General features: G+C 63.7%; 15 protein-coding genes. 4 read left to right on the top strand and 11 right to left on the bottom strand.

Features of this window, described 5'->3' with window-relative positions; translation table 11 throughout:
* Position 1 precedes the first annotated feature (1 nt).
* The 9 genes from TabM4_RS01500 to TabM4_RS01460 form a co-directional block, all read right to left on the bottom strand.
* Positions 2-310, bottom strand: coding sequence for a UxaA family hydrolase (locus TabM4_RS01500; protein ID WP_434617415.1), 309 nt, complete (start codon positions 308-310; stop codon positions 2-4).
* Complete coding sequence (locus TabM4_RS01495; protein WP_434617412.1) at positions 307-753, bottom strand: MaoC family dehydratase; 447 nt, start codon at positions 751-753, stop codon at positions 307-309. Before TabM4_RS01495 ends, TabM4_RS01500 begins: the two co-directional genes overlap by 4 nt.
* A complete protein-coding gene (locus TabM4_RS01490) occupies positions 746-1,807 on the bottom strand; it encodes a Gfo/Idh/MocA family protein (RefSeq protein ID WP_434617409.1) in 1,062 nt (353 codons plus the stop codon). The genes TabM4_RS01495 and TabM4_RS01490 overlap by 8 nt, the downstream gene beginning before the upstream one ends.
* On the bottom strand, positions 1,797-2,126 hold the full coding sequence (locus tag TabM4_RS01485; RefSeq protein ID WP_434617406.1) for an L-rhamnose mutarotase: 330 nt from the start codon (positions 2,124-2,126) through the stop codon (positions 1,797-1,799). The genes TabM4_RS01490 and TabM4_RS01485 overlap by 11 nt, the downstream gene beginning before the upstream one ends.
* Entirely contained in the window at positions 2,123-3,235 is a 1,113-nt protein-coding gene (locus TabM4_RS01480) for a mandelate racemase/muconate lactonizing enzyme family protein (RefSeq protein ID WP_434617403.1), read from the bottom strand. The genes TabM4_RS01485 and TabM4_RS01480 overlap by 4 nt, the downstream gene beginning before the upstream one ends.
* Before the next feature lie 2 nt (positions 3,236-3,237).
* On the bottom strand, positions 3,238-4,323 hold the full coding sequence (locus TabM4_RS01475; protein ID WP_434617400.1) for an ABC transporter ATP-binding protein: 1,086 nt from the start codon (positions 4,321-4,323) through the stop codon (positions 3,238-3,240).
* A gap of 3 nt (positions 4,324-4,326) precedes the next feature.
* Complete coding sequence (locus TabM4_RS01470; protein ID WP_434617397.1) at positions 4,327-5,193, bottom strand: carbohydrate ABC transporter permease; 867 nt, start codon at positions 5,191-5,193, stop codon at positions 4,327-4,329.
* 3 nt (positions 5,194-5,196) lie between these two features.
* Positions 5,197-6,093 (bottom strand): carbohydrate ABC transporter permease, encoded by an 897-nt coding sequence (locus TabM4_RS01465; protein WP_434617394.1) that lies wholly within the window; start codon positions 6,091-6,093, stop codon positions 5,197-5,199.
* A 78-nt stretch (positions 6,094-6,171) separates the two neighbouring features.
* A complete protein-coding gene (locus TabM4_RS01460) occupies positions 6,172-7,482 on the bottom strand; it encodes an ABC transporter substrate-binding protein (protein ID WP_434617391.1) in 1,311 nt (436 codons plus the stop codon).
* 167 nt (positions 7,483-7,649) lie between these two features.
* Here TabM4_RS01460 and TabM4_RS01455 point away from each other — a divergent pair, with 167 nt between their 5' ends.
* Positions 7,650-8,486, top strand: a complete 837-nt coding sequence (locus tag TabM4_RS01455) for an amidohydrolase family protein (protein WP_434617388.1) — start codon at positions 7,650-7,652, stop codon at positions 8,484-8,486.
* Positions 8,487-8,537: 51 nt separating this feature from the next.
* Here the strand turns inward: TabM4_RS01455 and TabM4_RS01450 are convergent, their stop codons facing one another.
* Complete coding sequence (locus TabM4_RS01450) at positions 8,538-9,419, bottom strand: LytTR family DNA-binding domain-containing protein (RefSeq protein WP_434617385.1); 882 nt, start codon at positions 9,417-9,419, stop codon at positions 8,538-8,540.
* A gap of 496 nt (positions 9,420-9,915) precedes the next feature.
* On the opposite strand from TabM4_RS01450, the gene TabM4_RS01445 reads away from it, so the two are divergent.
* The 3 genes from TabM4_RS01445 (at position 9,916) to TabM4_RS01435 (ending at position 15,982) form a co-directional block, all read left to right on the top strand.
* Positions 9,916-14,112 carry a calcium-binding protein gene (locus TabM4_RS01445; protein WP_434617382.1) on the top strand — a complete coding sequence of 1,399 codons (4,197 nt, stop codon included), beginning with the start codon at positions 9,916-9,918 and terminating at the stop codon, positions 14,110-14,112.
* Positions 14,113-14,532: 420 nt separating this feature from the next.
* Positions 14,533-15,195, top strand: coding sequence for a LuxR C-terminal-related transcriptional regulator (locus tag TabM4_RS01440; RefSeq protein ID WP_434617379.1), 663 nt, complete (start codon positions 14,533-14,535; stop codon positions 15,193-15,195).
* A gap of 268 nt (positions 15,196-15,463) precedes the next feature.
* Positions 15,464-15,982 carry a hypothetical protein gene (locus TabM4_RS01435; RefSeq protein ID WP_434617376.1) on the top strand — a complete coding sequence of 173 codons (519 nt, stop codon included), beginning with the start codon at positions 15,464-15,466 and terminating at the stop codon, positions 15,980-15,982.
* A gap of 8 nt (positions 15,983-15,990) precedes the next feature.
* On the opposite strand, the gene TabM4_RS01430 is transcribed toward TabM4_RS01435, so the two are convergent.
* Positions 15,991-16,131: a hypothetical protein gene (locus TabM4_RS01430; RefSeq protein WP_434617373.1), complete on the bottom strand. Its 141-nt coding sequence runs from the start codon at positions 16,129-16,131 to the stop codon at positions 15,991-15,993.
* Between the last annotated feature and the right edge of the window lie 116 nt (positions 16,132-16,247).

The raw sequence follows: 16,247 nt of genomic DNA, 5'->3' as shown, positions 1-16,247 counted from the left end.
GTCAGGCCCCCTTTCCCAGACCGTCGGCATCCTGCAGGGCGACGCTGGTCGTATAGGCGGAGCGGATGTTGTGGATGTGGACATGATCGCCCGCCGCGATGTCGGCTGTCGCCACCCCGATGGGCATGCCGTATTTCAGCACCGTGCCGCCCGCCGGGATAGGCCTGCGGGCGATCTTGTGTGCCATGGGGATGGGGCGGGTCAGGCGGACCGGCCCTGCCTCGGTTTCCACCTCGGTTCCTTCGGGGGCATGGGCGCGGGCGACGAGGGTGTTGTCGTCTGGATGCAGGAGGAGGAAGGGGCCGGTCACGGACGGCGCTCCACCATGTAGATGTGGTCGGCGACGAGGACGACCTCGCCTGTCTGCTTTGTCACCGTCAGCCGTTCGGTGACGCGGCCATATCCGGGGCGTTTCTCCATCGGTTCCTTTGCGACGATCTCGACCCGCGCGCGGATCGTGTCGCCGATGAAGACCGGCTTTACGAAGCGGAGGCGGTCATAGCCGTAGGAGAAGGCAACGGGGTTGATGACCGTCGCCGTTAGGCCGACGCCGATGGTGAAGACCATGGTGCCATGGGCGATGCGCTGGCCGGAGGGCTGTGTCTTGCAGAATTCGGCATCCATGTGATGGGGGAAGAAGTCGCCCGAATGCCCGGCATGGACGATGAAATCCGTTTCGGTGATGGTGCGCCCCACAGTTTCGCGCCCCTCGCCGACCTCGTAATCCTCGTAGTGTTTCACCTGTTCAAGCATCGGGTTCCCCCTTGATCGGGTGGGCGGGTTTCGCGGCGCTTTCATAGGCGGCCTCGACAAGGGCCATGGTGTGCCAAGCATCCTCGGCGCTGCCTTCGAGGGTGGCATCCTCGCCGGTGGCAAAGCGCATGACCTGCGTGAAGCGGCCAAGGAAAGCCTCGATGAACCAGTTGCCGGCCAGCGGAACCTGTTCCCATGCCGCGCCGGTGTTCAGCCAGAGTTCGTCGGCTTCGCCTCGGGGGTAATCGAGGTTGACGCCGAGTTTCAGATAGGCCGCCCCCCGTGTGCCGCAGATGCGGAATTCGCAGGCCTGGAATTTGCGGCCGAAGGCGTGGTTGTGGTTGACCGACAGGGCGCAGCGGACCTGCGGGCCGTAATCGAGGATCATCGACGAGCGTGTGTTGGACACGGTGGAGGAAGGGTGACCCATGGTGCGGGCGTGGATGCCTGCGGGGTTGCCCAGCAGATCGCGGATCGCGTCGAGGTAGTGGATGGAATGGAGGAGGATTTCCACCCGGGGCAGTTTGGCGAGGAAGGCGAAGAGGTGCCACGGCGTATCGACGGCGAGCAGGCCGTCGACATCGACGACCTCGCCCAGCAGGCCACGGGCGATGGCGTCCTTGAGCGCGAGGAAGGCGGGCGCGAAGCGGAGTTGGAAGTTGACCGCGGCCTTCAGCCTCCGCTGGCGGATGATGCGCAGGATGGCATCGGCGGCGGCGAGGTCGCTGCCCATGGGTTTCTGGATGAGGACGACGGCGCCTTCGGGCAGGGCGGACAGGATGCCCGCGATGGCCTCGGGCGGAACGGCGATGTCGTAGACGGCATCGCGGCCCAGCGCCAAGGCATCGGTCATGCCGGGAAGGGCGCGGGTGTCGAAGCGGGCGGCAAGAGCCGCGGCTTTGGCGTGATCGGGGTCGTGGATGCCCGCGACGGGGAATCCCAGCCGACGATAGGCAGGCAGATGGGCATCTGCCACGATGGAGCCCGCGCCGAAGATCACCACGGGGCGCGTGGAGGAAGGTGGCGGGAGGGTCTGGCGCAGGTCAATCGACATGGAAGATTTCCGTCATGTCGGCCCACCATTCGCCGTCCTTGCGGGTATCGAGCGGGCGTTGGAGCGGCATGTTGATCGCCCACCAGCGCTGCGTTTCCGGGTCGGCGGCCATGCGGGCCATGTCGGCGGCGAAGTCGTCGCCGTGATATTCGAAATAGGAGAACATCAGGTTCTCGGGTTCCTTGAGGAAGATCGAATAGTTGCGGATGTTGCATTCCGCGATCTTGGCCAGAACGCCGGGCCAGACGGCGGCATGCAGGGCGCGGTATTCGGCCTTGCCTTCCTCGGACAGGCCGATGACGGAACCATAGCGTTTCATGCGGACCTCACTTCGAAACGGCTGCCTTCGGCCATGCGGGATGCAAGCGCGGCCTCGTCCCAGTCGATGCCAAGGCCGGGTGCGGTGGGGGCCAAGGCGAAGCCGCCGACCCGCGCCATGGGGGCGGCGATTTCGTCCAGTTGGGGGATGTATTCGAGCCATGGCGCATTGGGCACGGCGCAGACGAGGCTGACATGCAGTTCCATCAGGAAATGCGGGCAGATCGTCAGGTTGTGCGCCTCGGCCATGTGGGCCACCTTGAGCCACGGGGTGATCCCGCCCACCCGCGCGACGTCGGCCTGCACGATGCCACAGGCCTGCGCCGCGATATAATCGGCGAATTGGCCGGGGGAGTAGAGGCTTTCGCCCACCGCGACAGGCACGCGCGACTGCCGCGCAAGGCGGGCATGGCCCGCGATGTCATCGGCGGGAAGCGGTTCCTCGAACCATGCGATATTGAGGGATTCCAGCAAGGACAGGCGGCGCGCGGCCTCGGGCTGGGTCATCGACTGGTTGGCATCGGTCATGATCTCGTAATCGCGGCCAAGGGCCGCGCGGACGGCCTCCAGCCGGGCGGCATCGCCCGCGACCGTGGGCTTGCCGATCTTGATCTTCGATCCGTGGAAGCCTGCGGCCCGCATGGCCAGCGCATCTTCGACGAGGGCCGCAGGTTCGAGATGCAGCCAGCCGCCTTCGGTGGAATACATCGGCACGCGGGTCTTGGCGCCGCCTGCCAGCACATGCAGCGGCAGTCCCGCACGCTTGCCACGCAGGTCCCACAGGGCGGTGTCGATGGCCGCCAGTGCGAGCGACATGATCGGCCCCACCGCCGTGGCGTGGCTGGTGAAGAGGAGGTCGCGCCAGATCGCCTCGATCATCTCGGCCTCGCGGCCCATCAGCGCGGGCAGGAGCGTGTGGCGCAGCAGGGCAAGGACGGACGGCCCGCCATCGCCGATGGTGTAGGAATAGCCCCTGCCCTGCCCGCCATCGGCATCGGTGAGGGTGACGAAGATGGTTTCCTGTGACTTGAAGCTTTGGATCGCGTCGGTGCGTTTCACCTTTGGAACCAGATCGACGAGGAAGGCCTCGGCCTGTGCGATGCGTGCCATGGTCAGACCCTCAGGCTTTTGCCGGAAGCGGCATCGAAGAGGTGGCAGCGGTCCAGCGCGATGCCGAAGCGGAGCGTCTCGCCATTGGTGACGGGGCGCGGGTTCAGCATCTTTGCCTGCACCTCGGTGCCCGCAAGGGTGGCGAAGATCAGCGTTTCGGTTCCCAAGGGTTCCGTCAGGCTGACCGACATCGTCACATGCGCCATGTGCGGCGTGGGCGGCAGGGCGTGGCCGTCGGGCATGATGTTGTCGGCGCGGATGCCGTAGAGGACCTGCTGCCCGTCCTGCGCGCGTTGGTTGGGCGGGATGGGCAAAAGGCTGCCATCGCCCAGCCGGACGGCATCGCCCTGCACCGTGCCGGGCAGGAGGTTCATGGGGGGTGAGCCGATGAAGGTGGCGACAAAGGCATCCACCGGCCTTTCGAACACGTCCAGTGGGGTGCCGACCTGCACGATATGGCCGTCGCGCATGATCACGATGCGGTCGGCAAGCGTCATCGCCTCGACCTGATCATGGGTGACGTAGACGACGGTGGTGCCGACCTTCTGGTGCAGGCGCTTGATTTCGACCCGCATCTGGGTGCGCAGCTTGGCATCGAGATTGGAGAGCGGTTCGTCGAAGAGGAACACGTCCGGATGCCGGACGATCGCCCGCCCCATCGCGACGCGCTGGCGTTGCCCGCCGGACAACTGGCCGGGCTTGCGGTCCAGAAGCGGGGTGAGCGAGAGGATCTCTGCCGCCTCGGCCACGGCGGCGTCGATTTCGGGTTTGGGACGTTTGGCGATGTGGAGGGAGAAGCCCAGATTTTCGCGCACCGTCATGTGCGGGTAGAGCGCGTAGTTCTGGAAGACCATGCTGATGTTGCGGTCGCGGGGCGGCAGGTCGTTCACGACGCGGTCGGCGATGCGCACCTCGCCGCCCGAGATGTCCTCCAGCCCCGCGATCATGCGCAGGGTGGTGGATTTGCCGCAGCCGGAGGGGCCGACCAGCACCACGAATTCCCCATGGGCGATGTGCAGGTTGACCGCGTGGACGACCCGCAGTTCTCCGTATTTCTTGACGACATCCTTCAGGACGACCTGAGCCATGACTTATCCTTTCACGCCGCCGAAGGTGAGGCCGGCGATGAGGTGTTTCTGCACGAGAAAGGTCAGCACGGCGGCGGGGATGATCATCAGCACCGCGAGCGCGCACATGCCGCCCCAGTTGAGGGTGAATTGCGAGGTGAAATCCATCAGCCCGACGGGCATGGTCTTGGACTGCACCGAACGGGTGAGCTGGCTGGCCAGCGCATATTCGTTCCATGAGGTGAGGAAGGCGAAGATGCCTGCGCTGGCGATGCCTGCACGCGCCACCGGGAATTCGACCTTCCAGAAGGCCTGCCAACGGGTGCAGCCGTCGATTTCGGCCGCCTCGGCCAGTTCCTTGGGGACTTGGCGGAAGAAGCCGTCGATCAGCCAGATGGTGAAGGGCACGTTCAGCGCGACATAGACGAGGATCATGCCCAGATGCGTGTCGATGATCCCCATGCGCCCGTAGAGGATGAAGAGCGGCAGCGACAGCGCCACGCCCGGCACGGCCCGCGTGACCATCAGCATCACGAAGATCGCGCCCTTGCCGCGAAAGCGGTAGCGGGCAAAGGCATAGCCCCCCGCCATTCCGATGAGGATGGCGATGACCGTGGAGGTGAGCGAGATGATGAGCGAGTTGCGGAAATAGGTCAGGACGGGCACGCCCCCCTCGCCCGCGCCACCGAACATGGCGCGGTAGTGATCGAGGTTCAGTTCCGTCGGTATCCAGACCGGGGGTTTGGCCATGATCTCGACCGTCGGGCGGAAGCTGTTCAGCACCACCCAGAAGCCGGGCAGGCAGATGAAGCTCATGGCCAGAAAGAGGCCGATCAGATGGCCTGCCGACAGGAGCCTGCGGCGGATGCGATGCTGGGCGCCGATATCCATGCCTCAGTCCCCCATGCCGAGCGAGCTGCGCGCGGCATTCAGCTTGCGGAAGAAGTAGATGGTGAAGACGATGGCCAGCAGGATGGAGATGTAGCCCATCGCATTGGCATACCCCATCCGGGCATCGACATAGCCCGTGCGGCCGATCAGCGTCCAAAGGAGTTCCGTCCTGCGTGCGGGGCCGCCTGCCGTCATGATCTGCACGATGTCATAGGCGCGGGCGATATCCAGCGAGCGGATGGCCATAGCGATGTAGATGAAGGGCATGAGGAAGGGCAGCGTCACATAGCGGAAGGTCTGCAACGGGGTGCAGCCGTCCACCCGTGCGGCCTCGAGCGGGTCCTGCGGGATGGCGAAGAGGCCCGCGAGGATGAGGATCGCGAAGACCGAGGTGGAGGTCCAGATTTCCGCAATCAGGATCGCCGTGAAGGCCAGTTGCGCATCCACCAGCCACGGGATCGCCGTGTCGACGAGGCCCAAGGATTGCAGGGCGTTGTTCACCAGACCGACATTGTCGTTGAAGATGAACTTGAACTGGAAGCCCACGAGGATGGGCGAGAACATCATCGGAAACATCATCAGCGTGCGCAGCAGGCGCTGCCCCCGCATCACCTTTGACACCATCAGCGCAAGGCCGAGGCCCATGAGCATTTCAAGGTTCAGGGCAAGGGTGACCAGAAGCAGAGTGCGCCCGAAGGCCGACCAGAAGTTCCAGTCGGTGACGGCCTTCTGGTAGTTGAAGGTGCCGATCCAGCGCGTGATCGTTTCCGGGCGCGTCAACTGGAAGGCGGTGAAGCTGGAATAGAGGCTGAGGACCAAGGGTATCGCCACCACCAGAAGCAGGACGACGAAGGCCGGTGTCAGAAGCACCAGCCATGGTGGGATGCGGGAGCGATACATGGGACGGGTCCTGCAAGCGGGAAGGACGGAAGCGGCACCTTTGCGCGGTGCCGCTTCGCTGCGCGGGGAGGAGGGGCGTCAGTAGACGCCGTTTTCGCGCATCAGGCCATCAACCGCGTCGGAGGCTGTCTGAAGCGCCTCGTCCACCGTCTTGTCGCCAAGGATGGCGGCCTGCAGTTCGGGGTAGATCAGGTTCGTCGCCTCGATCCAGTAGGGGGTCTTGGGCACCGGGAAGGCGGTCTTGGCGGTTTCCTGGAAGGCGGCCAGGACCTCGGCCTTGTAGGGGTCGGAGGCGGCCTGCGCGATGACGTGATCCCAGACGGCGGTGCGCGTCGGCAGCGGACCGGCGGAGGATTCGAGCTTCTGGCTGTCTTCGTTCGTGAGGAAATCGACGAGAGAGGCCGCAGCTTCCTTGTTGGCGCAGGCTTCGGTGACCGAGAAGCCGTGGAAGCCCGACCAACCGGTGCGGACGCCTGCCGAGCCCTTGGGGGCCGGGGCCACGCCCACGTTGCCCGTCGCCTTGGACGCCGCCGGATCGTTGAAGAAGCCCGACCAGCCCGGCCAGTCAAGGTTCAGCGCGATGGTGCCGGAGGCGAAGCCGTTGCCCAGATCGTCCCAGAGATAGTTGGTCGTGCCCGGCGGAACTGCGCCCGCCTTGTAGAGATCGACGAACCATTGCAGCGCCTGCTTGCCCGCATCCGAGTTGAAGGCAGGGGAGAAGTCGTCGTTGAACATCGTGCCGCCATTGGCGACCACGAGTTCATAGAAACGTCCAGCGATGCCCTCTTCCTTGCCCGCATATTGCGTGCCGTAGAAATTGGGCGGATCGGCGAAGAAGGTGGCCTGATCGCGGAACTGGTCCCAAGTTTCCGGCACGGCCAGATCGTAACCGTATTCGGCCTTGAAGGCCTCGGCCTTTGCGGGATCGGCATAGAGCGACTTTTGGTAGTAGAGCGCCGAGACGTCGAATTGCGCGCGGGGCAGCATAACGAGCTTTCCGTCCAGCGTCGCCGCGGCGATGTTGGCCCCCACGAAGCCCGCGACCGTTTCGGCCGGGACGAGCGAGGTCAGATCGGCATAGAGCGCTGGATATTGCGGCGCGAAGGACGAGTGGTTGGAGCCCACGCACCATGTGATGGAACCCGAGGCGATGTCGGCCTTGAATTCCTTGTCCAGTTCGAAGTGGTTCTTCTGGCTGACGATGTTCACCTTGGCACCTGTCTGCGCCTCCCATTCGGGGATGCGGGCATAGAGTGCCTCGTATTGCTGACCGCCGATCAGCTTGGCGTCGATGGTGACGCCGGCGAATTCGCCCTCGGCGAAGGCGGCAGAGGCGAGGCCGAGCCCCGTCAAGAGTGCCAGCGTGCTGCTGGCGGCAAATGTCTTCATGGCATTTCCTCCCTGGCTGTTGGCGTGCCGGTCGATGACCGCACCTCGCACCGCAGATTGTTTTATATTCGGAACGATGTTTCATGTATAAATTTAGTTGAAAGCGCGCGTCAAGACCAGTTTACTCATGAAATGGTCGCTCATAAGCAAAATCAGGGGGAGCCGGGATGATCTTCGACACGCATCTGCACCTTATCGACCGGACGCGGCTGGCCTATCCGTGGCTGGCGGGCCTTGCGGCGCTGGATCGGGATTGGAGTTACGACGCCTATGCAGCGGTGGCGGGGCGGGTGGGGATCACAAAGGTCCTGCACATGGAAGTGGACGCGGCCGAGACGGATATCGACCGCGAGACAGCGTGGATCGCCGAACTGATGGCGCGGCCGGGCAGCCTGATCTGCGGGGCGATCAGCGCGGCGCGGCCCGAGGCGGAGGGGTTCGAGGGCTGGCTGGAGCGGGCGGATCGGCGGATCGTCCGGGGCGTGCGGCGGGTGCTGCATGTGGTGCCGGACGGGGTGTCGCAGAACGCGCGGTTCCGGGCGAACCTGCGGCGGCTGGGCGCGGCGGGGTTGCCGTTCGACATATGCATGCTGCAGCGGCAGTTGCCGCTTGCCGTGGAACTGGTGGATGCCTGCCCCGATACGGTCTTCATCCTGGATCATTGCGGGGTTCCTACGATTGCGGATGGGGCATTCGACGATTGGTCGGGGTGGATTAGCCGTCTGTCGGAGCGGCCGAACCTGCATGTGAAACTGTCGGGCATCAGCGCCTATGGGCCACCGGATTGGACGCTGCGGACGCTTGCGCCCTATGTCGACCGACTGCTGGAAACCTTTGGCCCCGCGCGGATCGTCTGGGGGTCGGACAGTCCGGTCTGCACGCTGCAATCCTCTTTGGCGGAATGGGTGGCGGCGACCCATTCTCTGATTGCAGGGCTGAGTGACGGAGAGCGCGATGCCGTGATGCAGGGCAATGCGGCGCGGCTTTGGATGCGGAGCCTCTGACCGGCGCAGCGGACGGACGGGATATCCGTACCTTGGCAAGGCGCAGCGGGATCAGGCGGGTTCGGTCATCGGATCGGGGCGCGTGCCGTCAAGCCAGTCGCGTATCTCGGGGACGGAGGCGCGGCTGATGGGGTAGGTCTTGCCGTAGCAATCGGTGATTTGCGCCTGACCGCGCTGGAAGCCCAGCGCCACCACCTCATCCTTGCGGATCCAGAGAGAGCGGTGGCACAGCCAGCCGGTTCCGGCTGGCATCAAGGACACGGCATCCCGCAGGGAAAGGCGCAGCAGGGTGGACCCAGCGTCGGTGACGACCTCGACATACTGGTTGGCCGCATGGATGCGGCGGATGCGGGCGCGCCTTTCGGGCGGAAGCTTCAGCAGGAGGGGAACCTCGACACTGACATTTGAGCGCCAGATCGGTACGTTTTCGGGAATATGGCCCAGCCTGTCGCGCAGCGCCGGAGCCGAGGCATGGACAGCGACAAGCGAGGCGGGAACCGTGATTATGCCCTGCCGCAGGATGCGGACCCAACTCCATTCTGCCCCCGCGACCGTCAGGACCGTCAGCCCCTGCGACAGGAGCACTGCCACCACCCACAGGCCCATGACCACCGCGACAAAGGACAGTCCGCGCCGCATCGCAAACCAGAGGACGTGGCCTAGCACCAGCCAGCAGAACAGCCAATAGACCGCGACCTTGGCAAAGGTCAGGATATGACTGACGAATTCGGGAAGGCCGACTTCGGTGAATTCCGGCTTGAGCATCCCTGTCAGCAACAGCGTCAGCGGCAGCGCATAGCCGTAAAGCGTGACAGGATGCGTCATGTAGGTCCGCCCGGCCTGCACGAAATCCGCGCGGCTGCGGAAATTGGCCTGCACCATGCGGCGCGTCTCGGGCGGACCGAAAAGCCAGTCGACCAGCCGTTTCAACATGCAGATACCTTCTACGCAGACACAGATACAACCGGCGGGATATCCAGCATCCCGGCGCACATCCGGGGGCCGGCAGACCCTCATCGCGAAGGTGTCAGAGCGGCCAGATTCCCGCAATGACATTCGCACCAAAAATGATGACGCTCACAATAACCCATTTATTTCAATTGCTTGAGTTTCGATGGAAAGGCCCACCAAAGCTTTCATTTCGTTGACAGATTTGGCGACAGGAAAGTAATTTTCGACCAACCGGAAAAAGACCCGGCGGAGGGAATACGGCGGTTCTGGCAGCAGCCAAGGGACCGTCAAGGCGACAGACCATCCCGACAAAACGAAGCTTGCCCCGGCATCCTGCGATGCTGGGGTCAATTGACCTGTGACCTGCGCGAAGGCCCGAACCGAAGATGACCGTCTGACCGCTTCCTTCCAATCCCCGCCCCCGGCCAATCAGGCAGGGCAGGCCCCTGTAACACGTTGAACCCTGTACGAGTGACCCATGACCGACACGATCCTGAACCTTGACGATCTGAACATCCCCTTCGCCAACCGGGGGACCGCGACAGTCATCGACGGCAGCATCGACCTGCCCGCAAACTTCTCTGCTGCCTATGCTGGCGATACGTCCCAATCGACCAATGTATTTGGGTCTACGCTGACAATATCCGGGCTGGAAGCAGGGGACCAGATCGGCTTTCTGAGCACTTATGTCCTCTTCGGCAACGTGCTCACTCTTGCTGGAATGATTTCCATGGGGACGATCACCAAAACGGACAACACCTTTTCAATCTACTTCGATCGGCAGGGGGGGGCACCTAACGCCGCCCAATTGGATGACCTGATCCAATCGCTCACTTTCCGGACGACCGACGACCGCGCTTTCTCGACCCGGGATCTCACCTTCAGCCTGAACACGCCCACCTTCCCGCAGACCGGGACGGTCAAGATCACCATCGGCGAGGAGCCGCCGGTCATCGGCGGGTTTGACGATGTGACCATCCCCTTTGAAACGCGCTTTGTCCGGAATGTGATCGACAGCGACATCACCCTGCCGACGTCCTTCACCAACCTGTTCGACGAAACCAACACGCTGAACGGCTTGACGCTGACGATCACAGGGACGCAGGCTGGGGATGCGATCCGGTTCGCGACTGGATCCGGTTTCGTCCTCGGCTACCCCAACACCACCTTGAACGGGCAGACAATCGCCACGACCGCTGGCAACGCTTACACAACCACGTTCACCTTCACCACGGCGATCACGCCCGCACAACTGGAGCAGATGCTGCAGGCGATGACGTTCCAGGCCGGGCCACTGAGCGCGGCCGAGACCTCGCGGACACTGAGTTTTTCCCTCAACACGCAAACCCCTTTGACGGGGTCGGTCGATATCACCCTGTCGGCCCCTGAGGAGCGGAACCTGATCGGCGATCTGGACGATCAGGTTGTCAGCCCGTCGGGCGGCCAAGTCGCCCTTGATACCGCCCTGCTGTTGTCGGCGGATTTTGTCGAGGCCTATTCCACCCCGGGTTCCCTGAACAACCAGACGATGGCGATCACCGGCTGGACGGGGCAGCGAATCCCGCTGGGAACTGTCGAAGGGTCGGGGGTTTCGATGATCGCCGGCGGGGCCACCAGCAACGTCTATGTAGATGGAACCCTGATCGGCAGCCTGCAGAGTGTTACCGGAACATTCTTCTTCAACACTGCCGCGACGCCCGCCTTGGTGGAAAGGCTGCTGGAAGGTCTGACGATCCAGCCGCAACTCAACAGCGCTGGCACCCAGACGATCACCATTACGATCACCACGCCGGTCGCCCCGCAATTCGGGACGGTGACCTTCACGCAGGCACCTGTCACACTCTCTGACCTGCGCGAGACTGTCGATGTCAGCTACAGTTCCGTGAACAATGAAGGGCTTCTTCTTGATTCGAATGTCACCCTTGCCGGCGAAGGCCCCTGGGAAGGCGGCAAGATCGAGGTGACGGGCCTTGGTCAGGGCGACAGCCTTATGTTCACCCCTGCATCCGGATCGGGGCTTTACATCAGCGACGACGGCATGATCCTCGGCACCAGGGGTGGCGGCTTCGAACCGGAATGGTTCGCGGAAATCGCCGCTTTGCCCACCACCGGCGGATCGACTTACACGATCACGCTTGGTGGCATCTCGACCCAAGAGGTCGAGACGATTATCGAAAGCCTCCGCCTTACCCAGGCCACGTCGGGCGCGCGCACGCTGACGATCAGCGTGTCAGACAGCAGCGGCTTCGTGGCATCGGATACGGTGACGGTGAATGTGGGCTATATCCCTACGCTGACCGATATGGTCGATACGCTGGACCTGACGGCGGCAGAGGCCGCGGCGGGCCAGTTGCTGGATGCGGATGTGTCCTTCCGTGCGGACAGCGACCTGGAATTCGGCGGGGTTATGGTGAACGGCGTCGGGGCAGGTGAGGAAATCATCCTGCGCACCGATGGCGGATCGCCCATCACCGTGGAAAACAGCATAATCCTGATCCGCGGGCGCGAGGTTGGAATCCTGTACAATTACGAAGGCGGACCGCAGATCGCCTTCACCGCAGACACGACCGCGAAAGACGTGGAGGCGATGATCGAGAACCTCCTGTTCCGGACGACCGCGCCTTCCACGGTGGCCAGCCGCGACATCACCATCACGATCAGCGATACGGATGGCGAGGCGGATACGCAGGTGGTGACGGTGAACCTGCTGCCTGCGGGTTCGAAGGAGCTTTCCTATCAGATCTTGCAGACTGTGAATGGCCGCCTTGTGCCGGTGGCAAACGGCACCGGCACCACGGGTGACCTGAACCCGGCCGACCTGTTCGGCACGGCGACCCCGCCCGATGATTTCGTCGTGCAATATTCGGGCATTCTGACTGTCGGCCAATCGACGTTCGGCGAAAGATCGGTCATCGCCTTCGGCAATGTGGCGCCGGGAACGGTGCTGGTCGTGAACGGGGTATCCTATCCGCTGGAAGGGCCGGAAGGGCGCCTCGCGCTCGACCTTGCGCCCGGTCTGCACAGAATCACCCTGCAGGTGCCCTATGAAACCAACATGGGGCAGGTGGTTACCACTGCGCCAACCCTGACCCTCGGCACGGCGATCCCGCCGGAAGATACCGGTCCTTGGCCGCCCTATGACCAGACGCCCCTGTTCGACAATGTGCGCACGGCGCCTGCCACGCTGTATCGGGTCGAGGTGACAACCACGGCCACCATCCCGGCAACGGGAGACAGCACCGTGCTGCAGCACGTGTTCTATGTCACGTCGCAGGACGATATCCCCGCCCAGCTGGACGCCCTGCGCCAGTACCTGAACCTGCCACCCTTCCTTTCCGTGCAGCGGGACTATTCTGTCATGGCGGAGGTATCTGGCAGCAGTGGGGCGGATACGCTGACCGGCACGGATGGCGCTGACCTGCTGGATGGCGGAGCGGGTGACGACCTGCTGCTGGGCAGCCTTGGCGCCGATACGCTGGATGGCGGGACGGGTTCGAACACGGTTTCCTATGACGGGTCCAATGCGGGCGTGACCGTGGATCTGGCCAAGGGCATAGGCCAGTTCGGCCATGCCGAGGGTGACGTGCTCCGCAATATCCAGGCGGTGGCCGGGTCGGCCTTTGGCGACAACCTTATCGGCGGTGCCGGGAATGACTCGCTGTTTGGCGGGGCGGGGCGCGATACGCTGACGGGCAATGCGGGCGATGATCTGCTGGTCGGCGGGTTGGGCAATGACTCGGTGGTTGGCGGGGCCGGAAACGACCTTCTGCGCGGATTTACCGGGGCGGACACGCTGCTGGGCGGAGAGGGTAACGACGTCCTGGTGGGCGGCCTTGGTGCAGATATGCTGGACGGTGGGGCGGGTGTGAACCGCGCCTCCTATGCCGTTTCGGACGCGGCGGTCTCGGTCAACCTGCAGACCGGGGTCGGAGCGGGTGGACATGCAGAGGGCGACAGGCTTTTGAACATCCGCGAGGTCCTCGGGTCGGGCTTTGGTGACACGCTGACCGGCAGCACGCGGATCGATGTCCTGCGCGGCGGGGATGGCGACGACATCATCCAAGGCGGCAGAGGCGCGGATCGGCTGTTCGGCGGGGTGGGGGGTGACCAACTCTCCGGCGGGGACGGCAACGACCTTTTGGCGGGTGATCTTGGCGCGGACACCATCGACGGTGGGCGCGGCGTGGATACGCTGTCCTATGCGGCAAGTTCCAGCGGAGTGAACGTCGATCTTTCAAAGGGTGCCGCTTCGGGCGGGGCCGCGGAAGGGGATGTGATCCTGAACGTGGAGCGCGTCATCGGGTCGGCCTTCAGCGACAACCTGACCGGCGGTCAAGGCGCCGAGACACTGGAGGGCGGTGCCGACGAAGACTTTCTGGACGGCGGTGCCGGGAACGACCTGCTGATCGGCGGGGACGGGGTGGATACGTTCATCTTCAAGAGCGGCTTTGGTTCGGACCGGATTGCCGATCTGAGCACGGAGGACAAACTCTCTGTGATGCCGGAATTGTGGGGCAGCGTTTCCTATGGCGATGTCCTTGGCCTTCTGGATGCGGTCGGGCATCAGTTGGACGGCTATGTCGAACTTCGTCTGACCGAGACGGATATCCTGCGGATCGACGGGATCACGCTGGAGCAGTTGCGCGACAGCCCCGATTACTTTGCCCTTGGCTGATCGGGTTCGGCCCGCTGCATGACGGGAAAGGCCCCGGTGATCCGAGATCGCCGGGGCTTTTTTCGGCGACGCGACTGGAAGGTGCCGAATCGATTGGGAAAAAGGGTTAACCAAAAGTTACCATTTGCGGAGGCGCGCACAACCTTGACGCGAAATCCATCGGAACCTGCGCCACATCGCCGCCTGATTTCCGCCTGAATTGGACAGGGGCATTTTGGCCTTTGTGCCCGAAACGGAAACAAGCCCCACATTCTGCCGGAATTGCCCCGGAAAGGCACATCCAATCGTGGCGATAATATGTCCGAAAGCCGACCGAATACCAACTTTCGGTTAGACCTCCGTCCGAATTAAGGTAGGTAAATATTCGGGGGCGCTGGGAAGGGATCGGGCAATCGGTTCCGAACTTAACGCGGTACGAAGATGCTGAATGTGGCCTTGATTGACGACCATCCGATCGTGCTTGCCGGTCTGGTCGAAACGCTGCGCCCCTGTGCGCAATACCGGATCGTCGGAACCGGAACCTCGCGTGACGCCGCGATGGATCTGGTGCGCGACGGGGCTGTGGATGTGGTCATTCTGGGCCTGACGCCCGCAGTGACGATGATAGATGTGATCGAGGAGATCACGGCGGCCGCGCCGGACACGAAGGTTCTGGTCTTTACCGGAACGAGCGACGTGCAGACCTGCATCGCCGCGCTGTCGGCGGGGGCCTTGGGCTATGTCCTGAAGGATATTGCGGTGCCGGACCTGTTCTATGCGATCGAAGAGGTCGCGGCGGGGCGGGAATTCATCGCTTCGACCATGGCGAGCGCGGTGATCCGCGAGATGCGTCTGGCGGAACAGCGCCGTGTCGCCAATGCCACCGTAGCGCTGAATTCGCGCGAGGGGCAGGTGGTGCGAGAGTTGCTGAACGGCGCGTCGAACAAGGAAATCGCCAACAAGCTGAACCTGTCGGACAAGACGGTGAAGCATTACATGACGCAGATCATGCAGAAATTCAACGTGCGCAACCGTGTGGAGGTCGTCCTTCAGGCGCAGCGCATCTATGGCAAGGTGGACGGGCAGACCCGCCACTTCGCCTGACGCGAAAAGGCCGCCCCGGAGGGCGGGAGGAATTAGGACAGCATCGGAACGCCATGCGCGCCGGCCCGGAGACGGGGCCGGGGGACGGTCTGTTGCTGCCTGATCCAGACCCGCCGGGACGGGCCGCAACCGGGCCGCGAGTATGTACATACGGACGGCTGTAATACTGCGGGAAGGATGGGAAACCATGCGCATCCGCATAGAATGCAGCTTTGGGTTAACGACCCCGTGACCGCCGCGTGCGGTGCGATGGAGAGGAGAGACGACGATGGCAAGCCGGGCGCAGGATGTGGCGATCTACCTTTCGCACCATTTCCATCACGCGTGGGATGGCTTCGGTTTCTTCGACCTGCAGCGCCTGCTGTATCTGGCGCAGGGGTGGCATCTGGCATCGGGCCGGGGCCTTCTGTTCCCCGAGACGATCGGGGCGCATAAATCGGCACCGCTGACCTTTTCCATCAAGGGCTTGTTGCCGATGGACGAAATGCTTCCACAACCTGCGCTGGCCGAGGAGGATGAGGAGTATCTGGACACCTTCTGCACCACCTATGGGGTGGCCGACCGGGGTGCGGTGCGGCGGCAGGTGGAGCGCGAGGATGGGGCGTGGCGTCTGGCGGCGCTTGTCGGCGGCGAGGGCGCGACGATCCACCCGCAACTGATGGAAGCCACTTTCCGCCTGATGCTGCTGGATCATGCGGAATCGGGGCGCCAGATGCGGCAGAGCCAGATGGTGGCGCAGCAGAACCGTCATCTGGGCGGGAACGTGGTGGCGTTCCGGACGCGCTGACCGCGGGGTCAGGCGGCGCGCTTTTCGCCTGTCAGGGCGGGGGTGAAGGGCTGCCAGGCATAGGCGTAATAGCCGTACATCTGGGCCAGGGCCTCCATCGCGGCGGCCTTGGCCTTTGCGTTTCTGTCGAGGACGGTCACGGCGGACATCTTGCGGTCTCCTTGTTCTGCGTGGGGAATCTAGGTCCCCGCGCGGCCATGCGGAAGGCGTGGGGGTGCAGGGGTGGCATGCGGCGGGCGCATGGCAGCGGGCGCTGCGTTAAGGC

The sequence above is a fragment of the Tabrizicola sp. M-4 genome (genome assembly GCF_051132405.1).
Classification (GTDB): Bacteria; Pseudomonadota; Alphaproteobacteria; order Rhodobacterales; family Rhodobacteraceae; genus Paragemmobacter.
This window is presented reverse-complemented; position numbering and strand designations above follow the sequence as displayed.